The following is a 12,455-nucleotide window of genomic DNA, read 5'->3' as shown; positions in this document are numbered from 1 at the left end:
GGAGATTTTCCCTGTGCTCGACCAATGTGAGCGAGGAGCCGGCGTCAGCCCACCCCGAGGTAGGCCTCTTTGATGGCGGGATTGGCGAGGAGCTCCTTGCCGGTGCCGGAGTGGGTGATCGAACCCGTTTCGAGCACGAAGCCGCGGTTGGCCCGCGCGAGCGCCTGGTTCGCGTTCTGCTCGACCAGCAGGATGGTGGTCCCCTGCTGGTTGATCTCCGTGATGATCGAGAAGATCTGCTTGATGAACTGCGGGGCGAGGCCCATGGACGGCTCATCGAGCAGCAGCAGTCTCGGTGACGACATCAGCGCCCGGCCGATGGCGAGCATCTGCTGCTCGCCGCCGGACATCGTGCCGCCGGCCTGCGTGCGGCGTTCGGCCAGCCGCGGGAACAGCGAGAAGACCCGATCGAAGTCGGCTTCCATCCCACTGCGGTCCTTGCGGCCGAAGGCTCCCATGTCGAGGTTCTCCATCACCGTCATGCCGGGGAAGATCCCCCGGCCTTCCGGCGCCTGCGAGATCCCTCGGACGACGCGGATGTGCGCCTTCATCTTGGTGATGTCCTCGCCCTCGAACATGAGGGTGCCTTTCGACGGGTTGAGGAGACCGGAGATGGTCTTCATCGTCGTCGACTTGCCGGCGCCGTTCGCGCCGATGAGGCTGACGATCTCACCCTCGTCCACCGAGAACGACATGTCGTGGATCGCTTCGATGCGCCCGTAGGCGACGCTCACGTTCTTCAGCTCAAGCAACGTCATCTTCGGGCTCCCCGAGGTAGGCGGCGATCACGCGCGGGTCATTGCGGATTTCGACAGGAATGTCGTCGGCCAGTTTGCGCCCGAATTCGAGGACGACGATGCGGTCGGTGACACCCATCACCAGGCGCATGTCGTGTTCGATGAGCAGCACCGTGTAGCCGTCGGCCCGGATGGTGCGGATGAGCTCCATCAGGTCCTCTTTTTCCGCCGGGTTGAACCCGGCGGCCGGCTCGTCGAGGCACAGCACCTTCGGGTCGGTGGCCAGCGCGCGGGCGATCTCGAGTCTCCGCTGGTAGCCGTACGGCAACTGGCGGGAGGCGGTGTTCGCCAGGTCGGCGATTCCCACGAACTCGAGCAGCGCCATACCGCGCTCGATCGCCGACTTCTCCTCACGCGTGTGCCGTGGCAGGCGAAGGAGCGCGCCGGGCACACTGGTTCGGTGTCGGGCGTCGAGGCCGACGACCACGTTCTCGAGTGCGCTCATCTCGCCGAAGAGTCGGATGTTCTGGAACGTGCGCGCGAGGCCCAGTCGCGTGATCTTGTGCTGCTTCTGGCCTTTCAGCGATTTTCCTTCGAGCAGCACGTCACCACTCGTCGGCTTGTAGACCCCGGTCATGGCATTGAAGCAAGTCGTCTTGCCCGCGCCGTTCGGCCCGATCAGCCCGAGGATCTCTCCTCGCTTGATGTCGAAGGTCACGTCGTCGAGGGCCAGCAGGCCGCCGAACTTCACCGTGAGGTTCTTGACCTCGACGAGCTTGTCTCCGACCTCGACCGCGATCTCACGATCCGGGGCGGCGGCTTCGGCGATGTCGAGGTCGACGTTGAGTTCGGCGAGCTCGGTGGGATCGGCTCCGGCCTCCGTCAGGTTGTCGGCGTCCTCGGTCATGATGCGCCTCCCTCCGACACATCGGCCGCCGGTTGCGGCGGTGGCGGCGGCGCAGTCGGCTTCGCCTTCAGGTACTCGAGAGCGTGACGCCCGTAAGCGAGCAGCCGCTGCTTCGCGGGGATGAGGCCCTTCGACCGATAGATCATCAGCAGCACGAGTGCGATGCCGAAGATCAGGTACTTGTAGTCGGCGATGGCGGTGAAGCGCAGCGGGATGTACGCCACGATCGCGCCACCCAGAATCGCGCCCACCTTGTTGCCGGAGCCGCCGAGCACGACGGCCGCGAGGAACAGGATCGACGTCTGCACGTCGAACTTCTGGTTGTTCACGAAGCCCACCTGGCCGGCGAAGAGCGCACCGGACAGGCCACCGACGGATGCCCCGATCGCGAACGCCCACACCTTGTATTTGAAGGTGGGGACACCCATGATCTCCGCGGCGTCCTCGTCTTCGCGGATGGCGATCCACGCACGACCCACGCGACTGCGCTCGAGGTTGCCCACCAGCAGCAGCACGATGATGATGACCCCCAGCGTGAGCCAGTACCAGGGAATCCCGTTCGAGTTGGAGAAGATCGGTTCGCCGTTCGCATCGTTGCCCGGCGGGTGACCGACGTTCTGGAATCCGACCTGTCCCTGCATCGCCGGGATGATCGTCGCGAGGATGCGCACGATCTCACCGAAGCCGAGCGTCACGATCGCCAGATAGTCGCCGCGGAGGCGGAGCGTCGGTACGCCGAGGATCACCCCGAAGGTCATCGTCACGGCCATCGCGACCGGGATGGTCCACAGGTACGGGATGTGCGTGAACGGTGAGTCCGGGCTCGTCAGCATCGCCGCCGTGTACGAACCGACCGCGAAGAACGCGACATATCCCAGGTCGAGAAGGCCTGCATAGCCGACCACCACGTTCAGGCCCACCGCGATGAGGGCATACACCGCCATCGCGAAGCACGCCAGAGGCCAGTCGTTGCCGGGCTCCGTCGTGAGCGGGAAGAAGTTGAGGTACGGCAGCGCGAACGCGATCGCGACGACGATGAGCATCCAGAGCCACTGGACCGCACGAGGCAGTCCGTTCCAGCGGTCGCGCAGCGGCTGGAAGAAGCCGCCGCGCCTCTTCGGGGCTGCCTCGGTATTTTCGAAGGCCTGCTCGCTGCGGGCGTCGGGCAGGACGCGAGGTCCGTCGTTGGTGCTCATGCTCTGCTCCTTCCCAGTGACGTTCCGAGGATTCCGGTGGGTTTGATGAGCAGCACGAGCACCAGCACGACGAACGCGACGACGTCGGTCCATTGCGAGTCGCCGAGCAGGATCTGCCCGTAGTTGCCGATGACGCCCAGGAGCAGACCGCCGAGCAGCGCGCCCCGGACATTGCCGATGCCGCCGAGGACGGCCGCAGCGAACGCCTTGACACCGAGGATGAAGCCGCCGTTGTAGATCACGCCGCTCGGCACGAGCATCACGTAGAACAGCGCCGCAGCACCGGCGAGGAGACCGCCGACCACGAACGTGATCACGATGATGCGCTCCTTGTTCACGCCCATCAGCGTTGCCGTGTCCGGGTCCTGCGCGACCGCGCGGATGCCGCGGCCGGTGCGGGTGCGACGGATGAACATGTCGGTGAGCACCATGAGCAGCACGGCCGCGATGACGATGATCAGCGACTGGATGTAGATCGTGGTGTTGAACACGTCGAACACGGGGATGGCTTTGAACATCGTCACCGCCGGCTCGGCGTTCGCGCCGCGCACGAGGAAGATCGTGTACTGGATCGCGAACGACGCGCCGATGGCCGTGATCAGGAACGCCAGCCGTGGCGCGTTGCGTTTTCGGAGCGGACGGTAGGCCACGCGTTCGAGCAGGAACGCAGCGGCCGCCGATGCCAGCATGCCGACGATGAGTGCGAGGAGTAGGTCGCCCACGATGGCCGGGACCGAGAGGGTCGGGGCGGACGGGCCGAAGCCCAGCGTGGTCAGTGTGATCACGACACCATAGGCGCCGATGATGAAGACCTCGGAGTGGGCGAAGTTGATGAGGTTGAGCACGCCGTAGACGAGCGTGTAACCGACGGCGATGAGGCCGTAGATCGCCCCGAAAGTGAGACCGTCGAAGGTCGCACTCCAGAAATTCTGTACCAGGGCGTTGACATCGAAGTTGATCCACGAATTATCGAGGACCGGGTGGAGAATCAGTGCTTCGAGCATTCAGGCATCCAGATCTTGACGAACACGGATCGACTTTGATCCGAGTGGATAGCGGCCGGGAGTGGATGGGATGCCGCGGGCCGCGACGGGCGGACCCGCGGCATCCTCATCTCAGTCGGCTATCCGATGGTCCCGATCGGGACGATCTTGCCGTTGTCCACCTTGTAGCCGTAGACGGTCGGCGCCTGCAGTTCACCCGTGGAGTCCCACTTGTAGTGCTTGCTCAGGCCGTCCTTGTCGTACGACGTGACGAAGCTGAGCAGGTCGGGACGGGTGGTCTTACCCTGGTCGATGCCGCTCAGCAGCACGGTCGCTGCGTCGTAGCCCTCGATCGAGTAGGTACCGGGCTCGGCGCTGAACGCGGTCTTGTACGCGCTCTCGAACGTCGGGATCAGCTCACCGGGGATGCAGGGGCAGGTGAAGTACGCGTTGCTCGAGGCATCGCCGGCCAGCTTGATGAACTGGTCGTCCTTCACGCCGTCGGGGCCGACGAACGTGCCCGTGTAGCCCTTGTTCACCAGCTGCTGGTCGAACGGCGCACCCTCGGCGTAGTAGCCCGAGTAGTAGACCGCGTCAGGCTTCGCGTTGATGATCTTGGAGATCACCGCTGAGAAGTCCTTCTGGCCCGTCGTGACCTTGTCGGTGCCGGCAAGAGCGCTTCCGAGGCCCTTCGAGACCGACGACGCCAGGCCGATGCCGTAGGCGCTGTCATCCTGTACCAGGTAGACCTTCTTGGCCTTCAGCTTGTCGGTCATGAACTTCGCCGCAGCCGGACCCTGCACGCCATCGTTGCCAAGTCCGCGGAAGAAGGTCTTCCAGTTGTTCGTGGTCAGCTCGACAGCTGTCGCAGACGGGGTGATGTGCACCAGCCCCTGCTGCTCGAAGATGTTGCCGGTCGCCTTCGACTCGCCCGAGAACGGGAGCCCGACGACGCCGATGATGTCCTTCTCGTTGACCGCCTGGGTCACCGGTCCGGTCGCCTTGTTCGGGTCGCCTTCCGTGTCGAACTTCTTGAACGCGACCTGGCATCCCGTGTTCGCCTGGTTGTGCTGGGTGATCGCGAGCTGAACGCCGTCGTAGATGTTCACACCGAGCTGTGCGTTCGCACCGGTCTCAGCGCCGACGTAGCCGATGGTCAGGCCACTCGGGCAGGTCGCCTTGCCGTCACCCGCGGGAAGGACGGCGCCCTTCGGGGTTTCGATCGAGGTGATCGCCGGAATGTCGACCTTCGAGTTGTTGCTCGTCGATCCGCCGGTCGATGCCTGGTTGGCGCAGCCGGCAAGGAACAGGGCGACCGACGCTGCGACGGCCACACCCGCTATTGCTTTCTTTCGTAACATGTGATTCTGCCTCTCGACGTGAATCCGTCACGAGGCCACGACTTGCGGCCTCGTCCCACGAATATGTGCCCTGAGCCTACAAGGAATGCATGCCTCTGCATCGTGTTTCGGCACGCAGATTTACCTGATCGAAACCAAACGGATAGAGGTCTTTTGTCCGCGTATGCAAGGCGATAGGCTGGTCGGCTCGGCTCACCCGGCCGACACGTGAGGAGGATGCAGGTGGCAGGGGCACCCGGTCTGACCCTCTCCGAACTCATCGTGCCCGAACGCATCGGGGCCTCCGGCTCCGCCGTGTTCGAAGAGCTCGTCGCGATGGTCAACGGCATTTCAGTCGAATTGTGGGGCAACCACGACTTCGTGTATTCGGCCGAGGCCGAGCTGCCGGCCTTCCGGCCCCAGGAGTTCCTGGAGCGCATCACGTTCTTCGCCCGCCTCGACGGCATCATGGTGGGCCGTGTCATCGCCGAGTTCCCTCTCGAACCGGATGCGGTCACCGCGACACTCCTGGTCGACGTCGTGCCCGCCGCACGCGGCCGCGGTGTCGGTACGGCACTCCTGGCGAAGGGCGAGGAGCTGGTCGCCGACGGCGGACGCACCAGCATCTCGACGTACACCGAGTATCCGGCGTCCCGCCTTCGCACCGATGGACCACTCATCCGCCCCGAGGTCGGACCGAACGGCGTGCCCGCCGATTCGCCCGACACACGCTTCGCACTCGCCCATGGCTACCGGCTCGGGCAAATCGAAAGGTCGAGCGAACTGCCGCTCCCCATGCCGCCCGGCCGGTTTGCGGAGCTGCAGGCCGAGGCGGCGCGTGGGGCGGGATCCGACTACCGCGTGCTCGGCTGGTGGCGGCACGCCCCCGAGGAATATGTGGCCGAGTTCGCGGCCCTGCGCGCCCGGATGACCCGTGATGTGCCGCAGTCTGGCATCGCCCTCGACGACGAGGAGTGGACGCCGTCACGCGTACGCGAGCTCGAGCAGCTGATGATCGATCGCGGTGAACCGTTCCTGTGCTCGGTCGCCCAGCACATCCCCACCGGACGTCTGGTCGCATATACCGACCTCGTGGTGCCGGAGGGCGGCGGCAAGGTGGAACAGCACGACACGCTGGTCGTCCGCGAGCATCGCGGTCACCGACTAGGGATGCTGGTGAAAGCCGAGAACATCCGTCGCCTGGCCGAACTCCAACCGGACGCGACGCGCATCCTCACCTGGAACGCGGACGAGAACGAGTACATGCTCGCCGTCAACAACGCCTTCGGGTTTCGCCTGCACGGCCTGGTGGGCAACTGGCAGAAGGCGCTCGCCTGATCAGCGGATGCGGAGACGCTGGCAGTGCGGGCAGAGATGCGATGAGCGGTTCATGAACTGCTCGCGCACAATGGGTCGACCGCAGCGCGGACACGGCTGTCCTTCGCGGCCGTAGACGTTCAGGCTGTGCGAGAAATAGCCGGAAGCCCCGTTCACATTCACGTATTGCGCGTCGAAGCTCGTACCGCCTTCGGCGAGTGCACGCGAGAGCACGAGCCTGATCTCGGCAAGCAGCACCCGGATGCGCGCCCGGCTCAGGCTCGCAGTCGGTTGTGCATAGTGCATCTTCGCCGCCCAGAGCGCCTCGTCGGCGTAGATGTTGCCGATTCCGCTCACGACGGTCTGATCGAGGAGCGCACGCTTGATGCCCGTGCTCTTGCGCGCGAGCGTCGTGGCGAACCGATCGTCGTCGAAACCGGGATCGAGCGGATCGCGGGCGATGTGCGAGACCTGCTCGGGCACGAGCGCGGCGTCGGTCCCGAATCCGCCGGGGAGCCCGTCGGCCGTCGGCACCAGTCTGTCCACGGCCATGGACCCGAAGATCCGCTGGTCGACGAAGTTGACCCAGAGTTCGCCGTGTGCCGGAGTGTCGAGGTGGAGCCGGATGCGCAGCAGACCGTCCTCGGCTGTGCCCGGCTCCCGCAGGAGGATCTGTCCGCTCATGCCCAGGTGTGCGACGATCGCGCGGTCTGGGTCCCCCTCGAAACGCGGGCGGAGCGGGATCCACAGGAACTTGCCGCGCCGCGCCGGGGCGCCCATCACGCGACCGGTCAGGAGTTCGGCGAAATCGCCGGTGGTGGCATCATGCCGGCGCAGGGAACGCGTCTCGAAGACGTCGACACCGGTGATGGTCGCATCCGTTACCGCGGGTTCGAGACCCGCGCGCACGACCTCAACCTCGGGAAGCTCTGGCACGCCGTTTGGTGAGTTCGGTCCAGGCGGTGAGCGCCGCGGCCATCTCGGCCTGCTTCTTGCTGGTGCCCTCGCCGGTGGCGACGACGAGACCGGACACCTCGACTGTCGCGTGGAAGACCTTGCTGTGGTCGGGGCCGGTGTTCGTCACCGTGTACTGCGGCAACCCCGCGCCGCGGTGCGCCGCGGCCTCCTGCAGGCTCGTCTTGGGATCCATTGCGGCCCCGAAACGTCCGGGGTCGTCGAGGAGCGGCTCGATGAGCCGGAGGACGAGGGCTGTCGCGGCCTCGCCGCCGACGTCGATGTACGCTGCGCCGATGAGCGCCTCGACCGTGTCCGCGAGGATCGACGCCTTGTCGCGACCGCCGCTCTGGTCTTCGCCGCGGCCGAGCCGCAGGAATTCGCCGAGCCCGATAGCGCGAGCGACTTCTGCGAGGGCCACGGAACTCACCAGGCTGGCCCGTCGTTTCGCGAGGTCACCCTCGTCGAGGTCCGGGTTCTCCCGGAAGAGTTTGACGGTGACGGCCTGCCCGAGAATCGAGTCGCCGAGGAACTCCAGGCGCTCGTTGTTCGGGATCCCACCGTGCTCGTACGCGTACGAGCGGTGAGTGAGTGCAAGTTCGAGAAGCTCCGAGTCGATGTCGACTCCGAGCTTCTCGAGGAGGGCACTCCGGTCGGGGTGCGCGCTCACAATTGCACTGATGTCACGTGCGCTGTCGTCACGTGCAGTCTGACTAGACGTCGGCGACCTTGCGACCCTTGTACTCGAGGAACAGGGCGGTGCCGGCAGAGTCCTCGACGACCTTCGCGCGGTGCGGGAGGCTGTAGGTGACCTTGCCGTTCTCCACGGTCTTGACGAGCGTGGGGACCTCGGCCTTCCACTGCGAACGACGAGCGTGCGTGTTGGCGCGTGACTTCTTCCGCTTCGGAACAGCCATGACTATCTCTCTTCTCTGTCTGCAGGGCTGGCATGGCCAGCACTGGTGTCTTCGGAAGCCTGGAAACCTGCAAGCGCAGACCATCGCGGATCTGCGATTTCTCGTGGCTTGTGGTCCGGTCTATCCGCCAGCCGTTCCCCTGTCTCGGGGTCGAGACCGGGGCAATCTGGCCGGCATACCGGCTGAAACGGAAGTGAAAGCACTACCGCGTCCCTGATCAGAGGTTCAAGATCCACGTGGTCGTCGTGAACCTCAAAATCAAAAGCTTCGTCAGAAGAATACGCGAAAACTTCCTGGAAATCGACTTGGACCGGCACCTCGATGTCGGTGAGGCATCGACCGCACACCCCGACGGCCGTCGCGGAGAGCTCTGCGCTGACCAGGATTCCCTCGTGGATCGACTCGAATCGGATGTCCGCATCGATCGCAGAACCCTCGGGAACACTGACCAGCCCCTCCCCCATTTTCGCGCCGACAGGGAAGCTGATCTCCTGCTCGCGCATCTCACCTGGGCGGTGCATGAGGTCATACACATGAACGGTGTACGGGGTGGTTCTGAACTTGGTCACGTTGACCGATTCTACGCGTTCGTCGGGCGCACTCCCGCGGCCGGCGACCAGGACGGCGGGATGATGGACACGGGTGCGAGCAGCGCCTTCACCCGCACGGCCCGGCCGGCCCCCGCCTCGAGTCCGGAGAGCGCCTCCTGCAGGTCGTCGGGCACACCATGGGCGATGTATCGGCCGGGAGGCCCGAACGATTCGCGTTCGACGGCGGTCAGCAGTCTTCCCACGGCGGCGGAACCGTCATCCGCACGGATCGCCCCTCTCAGCCTCTCCGCGAAAGCGCGGGGCGTCTCGGTATCGGGCACCGACCAGCCGAGGTCGCGCGCGGTGTCGCGCAGCTCATCCCACGCCAGGATCGCGAGGCCCCACTCATCGCTGAGCTTCCTGAAACGGCTGCGACGCCGGAGCCTGCGGAGGAAAGCGGGGGTGAGCAGCAGCAGGATCACGAGCAGCGTCACGCCGAACGCCGAGGCGATCGGCTGCACCGCGTTGGTCGGGGCACCGGTCGCGCTGTTCGGGCCGTTGGTGATCTCAGGGGCGAGGGAGGCGTGTCCGGCAGCGCCCGAGGCGCTGGGGTTCGCGCTCGAGGTGCTGTTCGACGTCTGCGGCACGGTGTACGCCGGAACGAACCCGCGCGAGACGGTCGGCTCGAACGGGACCCAGCCGACGCCTGCGAAGTACAGCTCGGGCCACGCGTGCAGATCGTCGCTGGTCACGGTGTAGATACCGGGGTTGTTCACGGACCCGCCGTTCGACGTTCCGGGCAGGTAGCCCTCGGTGACGCGGGACGGGATGCCGAGCGTTCGCGCCATGAGCGCCATGGCGGACGCGAAATGCACGCAGTAGCCGCTCTTCACTTCGAGGAACTTCGCGATGACGGCGCCGCCGTCGCCGTCATACCCCTGCTTGAGCGGTGTCTGCACCGAGTAGACGAAGCCGTTGTTGCGGAAGTAGTTCTGCAGGCCGACCGCCATCTCGTACTCGTTGGTCGCACCCACCGTGGCTTTGATGGCCGTCGTCTTGATGATCGGCGGAAGCGTCGACGGCACGAACAGGTCCCTCGTGATCGACGCGGGGACGAATCCGCCCGCCGCCTTCAGCTGGTCGGCAGTGGGCTGGAGCTGCAGGCTGGTGACGGTGTACTGCTGGCCCTCGGTGGAGGTCCCGACGCCACCGATCGTCAGGTCGTCAGGATCCCACGACCAGGTGCCGTTGAGGCCATGCACGCCCTTGACCGGGAACGGTACCGGCAACCAGCGGCTCTGCATGTTGGCGATCTGGACGCTCGTGCTGACCTTCGTCGTCTTCACCCCATTCGACAATCCGGTGACGGGCCCGATGGAGTTGCCGACCGGGAGCCGTTTGGTGTCGCGTTCACGGTGCTTCCAGACCGTGCCGGTGAACTGATCGAGCGACGCCAGCTTCAGGTACTCCGCAGTGCTCGAAGTCGTCGTGTAGGTCAGGACCTTCACCGCCGCGGGCCTGCGCAGGTCGCGTCCCAGGTCGATCAGCGGAGTGACCGTGCCACCGATCGAGATCCCGCCGGCTGTGAACGAGGTCGCGCCGCCCCGATCGAGACCCGGCGCCGTCGCCGAGAGGATAAGCGCCACGACGATCGACCCGGCCGCGATCGACAGCGATGCGGTCGGGCGCGGAGCACCGGGCCTTCGCGTCCGGACGTCGCAGCGCAGGAGGTAGAGGAACGCTGCAGCGGATTCGGCGAGCGCGATGGGAGCGACACCGTCGCCGAGCAGAGCGGCGGGCACGATCAGGATGGCGATGATGCCGATCGCCGAGAACGCCGGGATGCGGAAGGCGATCGCGGTCGTGTCGAGGAAGATCGCGATGAGACCCGAACCAGCGACGATCAGGAACATGAACTCGGGAAGAGGCGGCGCCGGCGTCCCCTGCTGGTAGATCGACAGCATCGCCTGGTCGAAGAGCTCCCCGAACTTACTGAAGGTCGCCGGGGTCGGGACGACTCCGAGCAGACCGGTCCCGCCTCCGAAGCCGATCGTCATGATGATCCCGTACTCGACCAGGAGCAGCAGCGGCACCGCTTTCGGCGGGACCCCCAGCATCCGGAGCCCGGCACCGCCGACGAGCACCAGGGATGCTGTGAAGAGCATCAGGAACCACCAGCCGAAGCCGTCGATCAGCCCGATCAGCGCGAAACTCACGGCGAGCACCATCAGCAGCAGCGCCGAGGTGAGGCGCCAGTGGCCAGTCCTGCGCGCGACCCGCACCCGCGCGGGGGCGGCGACGACGCTAACCATGCTGCACCGCCCGGTGCCGCCCGAGAGCCTTCTGCCAGGCGGCGACCGTGCCCTCTGCGCTGCTGAAGGGCACGCAGATCCAGCCCGCGTCCGTGAGCGTCTCCGCAACAGCAGAGTCAGCGCTCGCACCCACGAAGGCGACGGCAGGATCGCACATCTGCCGGAGCCCGGCGAGCGCGCCGATCTCCTCCGTGGACCCGGCGAGGAGCATCGCGAAGACCGGAACCGCCCGGCCGCTGCGGCGCAGCCCCGCCGAAAGCTCGGCGACCGCATCGTCACGGAACTCGGTGGTCTGCTCGATGCTGGCGAGATCCGCGAGAAGGAGCCTGTCCGCTCCCCCGAGATCGTAGGTCGGCGTCGTGCTGCCCATCGTCCCCGAGCGCCCGGCGCCGGTCCGGCCGCCGAGCTGGCGGGGTGCCGTCTCGACGATGCTGACCACGAACTCCTCGTCGAGCAGATGAACACCGACCGATGCGACCAGTTCCACCAGCTCCTCGAACTCGGCATCCGCACGCTCGGCGGCACCAGGGACCACGAAACGATCGTGCTGCTGCGTGTGGGTGTCGAGGAGGATCCAGGCCTCCGGATTGCTGCGCTGCTCCTCCTGGCGCACCATGAGCTTGTCGTGGCGCGCCGTCGCCCGCCAGTGCACCCGGCGCAGCGGGTCGCCCGGGCGGTACTCCCGCGCGATCAGCTCGTCCGCGCTCGGGATGCTGTGCCTGAGCAGTTCGTGCTCCGTGCCCTCGCTTCGCGCGATGTCGAGCTCGCCGCGCGAGAGGGTGCGCACGCGCGGAGTCACGATGAGCTGTCGAGACTGCCCGAGCGCGTACTCGGCGTACGCCAGGCCGAAGGGGTCCGTACGGCTGACGATCAGCGGGCCGATGCCGTGCGAGCCGCGATGGTTCGCGCGGACGTCCTGACGCAGGGTGACCGTGTCCCTGGCCCGGTGGATGGCGGGCTGGTGCGCGTCGAGGCGCGGGAAGGGTGCGGGTGCCTGCACTTCGAGCCCGCTCGGGGCGAACTCGCGCCAGCGGGCCGGAGGGCTGGGTCTCGGCGATTCGTTACGCACGGTCGTCGAGACGGTCGCTGCCTCGCCGACTGCCACGACATCCGGATGGAACGTGCGGGAGACGCTCATCCGGGGACGGTCGACCGTGACCGAGATCATCGCGGCGAGCGGCAGCGTCACCAGGAACAGACCAAGGAACAGCACGTCGGAGCGTCCGAAGCTGATCGCCGCGATGAGTGCCGCGACTCCCACC

Annotated in this window: 12 protein-coding genes; 1 reads left to right on the top strand and 11 read right to left on the bottom strand. The window is 66.2% G+C overall.

All coding sequences use genetic code 11. The features are described 5' to 3' along the window. Positions 1-44: 44 nt before the first annotated feature. The 5 genes from AAYO93_RS06960 to AAYO93_RS06940 all read right to left on the bottom strand — a co-directional run bounded on the left by AAYO93_RS06960 (position 45) and on the right by AAYO93_RS06940 (position 5,184). On the bottom strand, positions 45-758 hold the full coding sequence (locus tag AAYO93_RS06960; RefSeq protein ID WP_345764263.1) for an ABC transporter ATP-binding protein: 714 nt from the start codon (positions 756-758) through the stop codon (positions 45-47). After that, a complete protein-coding gene (locus AAYO93_RS06955; RefSeq protein WP_345764262.1) occupies positions 745-1,644 on the bottom strand; it encodes an ABC transporter ATP-binding protein in 900 nt (299 codons plus the stop codon). Before AAYO93_RS06955 ends, AAYO93_RS06960 begins: the two co-directional genes overlap by 14 nt. Continuing rightward, complete coding sequence (locus tag AAYO93_RS06950; protein WP_345764261.1) at positions 1,641-2,840, bottom strand: branched-chain amino acid ABC transporter permease; 1,200 nt, start codon at positions 2,838-2,840, stop codon at positions 1,641-1,643. Before AAYO93_RS06950 ends, AAYO93_RS06955 begins: the two co-directional genes overlap by 4 nt. Then, positions 2,837-3,844, bottom strand: a complete 1,008-nt coding sequence (locus AAYO93_RS06945) for a branched-chain amino acid ABC transporter permease (protein WP_345764260.1) — start codon at positions 3,842-3,844, stop codon at positions 2,837-2,839. The genes AAYO93_RS06950 and AAYO93_RS06945 overlap by 4 nt, the downstream gene beginning before the upstream one ends. Before the next feature lie 119 nt (positions 3,845-3,963). Beyond that, positions 3,964-5,184: a branched-chain amino acid ABC transporter substrate-binding protein gene (locus tag AAYO93_RS06940; protein ID WP_345764259.1), complete on the bottom strand. Its 1,221-nt coding sequence runs from the start codon at positions 5,182-5,184 to the stop codon at positions 3,964-3,966. Positions 5,185-5,406: 222 nt separating this feature from the next. On the opposite strand from AAYO93_RS06940, the gene AAYO93_RS06935 reads away from it, so the two are divergent. After that, complete coding sequence (locus AAYO93_RS06935; protein WP_345764258.1) at positions 5,407-6,501, top strand: GNAT family N-acetyltransferase; 1,095 nt, start codon at positions 5,407-5,409, stop codon at positions 6,499-6,501. On the opposite strand, the gene mutM is transcribed toward AAYO93_RS06935, so the two are convergent. The 6 genes from mutM to AAYO93_RS06905 are packed head-to-tail and all read right to left on the bottom strand — an operon-like array spanning position 6,502 to position 12,454. Beyond that, positions 6,502-7,416, bottom strand: a complete 915-nt coding sequence (gene mutM, locus AAYO93_RS06930) for a bifunctional DNA-formamidopyrimidine glycosylase/DNA-(apurinic or apyrimidinic site) lyase (RefSeq protein ID WP_345764257.1) — start codon at positions 7,414-7,416, stop codon at positions 6,502-6,504. It lies immediately after the preceding gene. Beyond that, positions 7,394-8,107 carry a ribonuclease III gene (rnc, locus tag AAYO93_RS06925; RefSeq protein WP_345764836.1) on the bottom strand — a complete coding sequence of 238 codons (714 nt, stop codon included), beginning with the start codon at positions 8,105-8,107 and terminating at the stop codon, positions 7,394-7,396. The genes mutM and rnc overlap by 23 nt, the downstream gene beginning before the upstream one ends. A gap of 40 nt (positions 8,108-8,147) precedes the next feature. Continuing rightward, positions 8,148-8,351, bottom strand: a complete 204-nt coding sequence (rpmF, locus tag AAYO93_RS06920) for a 50S ribosomal protein L32 (RefSeq protein WP_077053432.1) — start codon at positions 8,349-8,351, stop codon at positions 8,148-8,150. 2 nt (positions 8,352-8,353) lie between these two features. Further along, positions 8,354-8,872: a YceD family protein gene (locus AAYO93_RS06915; RefSeq protein ID WP_345764835.1), complete on the bottom strand. Its 519-nt coding sequence runs from the start codon at positions 8,870-8,872 to the stop codon at positions 8,354-8,356. Between the two features lie 59 nt (positions 8,873-8,931). Beyond that, a complete protein-coding gene (locus AAYO93_RS06910; RefSeq protein WP_345764256.1) occupies positions 8,932-11,193 on the bottom strand; it encodes a transglutaminase TgpA family protein in 2,262 nt (753 codons plus the stop codon). After that, complete coding sequence (locus AAYO93_RS06905) at positions 11,186-12,454, bottom strand: DUF58 domain-containing protein (protein ID WP_345764255.1); 1,269 nt, start codon at positions 12,452-12,454, stop codon at positions 11,186-11,188. The genes AAYO93_RS06910 and AAYO93_RS06905 overlap by 8 nt, the downstream gene beginning before the upstream one ends. Between the last annotated feature and the right edge of the window lies 1 nt (position 12,455).

It is taken from the genome of Diaminobutyricibacter sp. McL0608 (assembly GCF_039613825.1).
GTDB lineage: Bacteria > Actinomycetota > Actinomycetes > Actinomycetales > Microbacteriaceae > Diaminobutyricibacter.
The sequence above is the reverse complement of the archived record's forward strand: the minus strand, read 5'-3'. Positions and strand labels throughout refer to the sequence as shown.

Bases quoted from the DNA above. Each gene is read 5' to 3' on its own strand.
- AAYO93_RS06910 (WP_345764256.1), bottom strand. From the start codon at position 11,193: ATGGTTAGCGTCGTCGCCGCCCCCGCGCGGGTGCGGGTCGCGCGCAGG.
- rpmF (WP_077053432.1), bottom strand. From the start codon at position 8,351: ATGGCTGTTCCGAAGCGGAAGAAGTCACGCGCCAACACGCACGCTCGT.
- AAYO93_RS06960 (WP_345764263.1), bottom strand. From the start codon at position 758: ATGACGTTGCTTGAGCTGAAGAACGTGAGCGTCGCCTACGGGCGCATC.
- AAYO93_RS06945 (WP_345764260.1), bottom strand. From the start codon at position 3,844: ATGCTCGAAGCACTGATTCTCCACCCGGTCCTCGATAATTCGTGGATC.
- AAYO93_RS06955 (WP_345764262.1), bottom strand. From the start codon at position 1,644: ATGACCGAGGACGCCGACAACCTGACGGAGGCCGGAGCCGATCCCACC.
- AAYO93_RS06950 (WP_345764261.1), bottom strand. From the start codon at position 2,840: ATGAGCACCAACGACGGACCTCGCGTCCTGCCCGACGCCCGCAGCGAG.
- AAYO93_RS06940 (WP_345764259.1), bottom strand. From the start codon at position 5,184: ATGTTACGAAAGAAAGCAATAGCGGGTGTGGCCGTCGCAGCGTCGGTC.
- AAYO93_RS06915 (WP_345764835.1), bottom strand. From the start codon at position 8,872: ATGCACCGCCCAGGTGAGATGCGCGAGCAGGAGATCAGCTTCCCTGTC.